Source organism: Neisseria sp. P0009.S007 (assembly GCF_051962515.1).
This window is the reverse complement of the sequence record NZ_JBQCVF010000505.1, coordinates 1-1,043: the sequence shown is the minus strand read 5'-3', so window position 1 is coordinate 1,043 and position 1,043 is coordinate 1. Positions and strand designations below refer to the sequence as shown.

Below are 1,043 nucleotides of genomic sequence, written 5' to 3'. Positions count from 1 at the left end.
AGGGCTGGTGTTTTCATCTATTTTTCCTTGTAGGTCGAATGTAGTATTCAGTAGTGTGCCGATTATAGCAAAGGCCGTCTGAAACTTGATATTTTTGGTTTCAGACGGCGTCAGGTTTAAGAGGATTGTTTTTTCGTATGGGCGCCGAACTCGGCAAGCGTCATGTTCAAGGTTTCCAAGCAGGGCTGCATAATGTGGTCAACCGTTTGATTGACCTTATCTTTATTAAGCGTTTGCGGACGGTAGACGAAGAGTTTGAACAGCTCTGCCAAGTCGATGGACTCCGCCCCCATTTTCAAGACCCAGCCCTGACGGCCGGAATAGACATAGCCGTGTCGCGCCAGTTTTTCCAAAAGCTCGCCCAATTCGTCGAAACCCATATTGATATGCCGTCTGAACTCCTGCACCGGCAATGCCTTACCGTTTTGTTGAGCAGAATCGAGCAGCAGCAGGATTTTCAATACATCGTCAAAGCGGCCGCGCGCATCCAGACTGCGGCGGAAAGCTTCGCCGCGCCAATAGGACAGGGACGAGGTCAAAACTGCGCCGCCCAATACCAACGTCCATAATAGGTTGAGCCACAACAGGAAAAACGGTACCGCTGCAAATGCGCCGTAAATCGATTTGTAGCCGTCAAAGTTGCCCATGTACCAAGCGAATAAAAAGCGTGCCGTTTCCAAGCAAAACGCCGTTACGGCCGCGCCGACCAAAGCATGGCTGGCAGGCACGAAACGGTTGGGCACAAAGCGGTACAAACCCCACAGCAGCACCGTAATAAATGAAACCGTAGTGATAACCCTCAGCCATTCTGATCCGCCCACTACTTGCACCTGGCCGATTACAACCGACAGGCCTACGCCCAAAGACAAAGGACCAAACGTCAGCAACGCCCAATACACCAAAAACTGCATCATCCAGGGCCGTTGCGAATTGACGCGCCAAATCCGGTTGAACGCATTGTCTATCGTCCGAATCAGCATCAGCGAGGTTACGACCAACATCACACTACCGATGGCCGTCAGCTTGGTGGCCTTATCGCGGAA

General features: G+C 51.6%; 1 protein-coding gene. It reads right to left on the bottom strand.

Annotation, left to right across the window (positions count from 1 at the left end; all coding sequences use genetic code 11):
* Window positions 1-116 precede the first annotated feature (116 nt).
* The coding region (locus tag ACTHS3_RS14385; RefSeq protein ID WP_440368293.1) for a YihY family inner membrane protein at window positions 117-1,043 on the bottom strand (927 nt) is incomplete at its 5' end.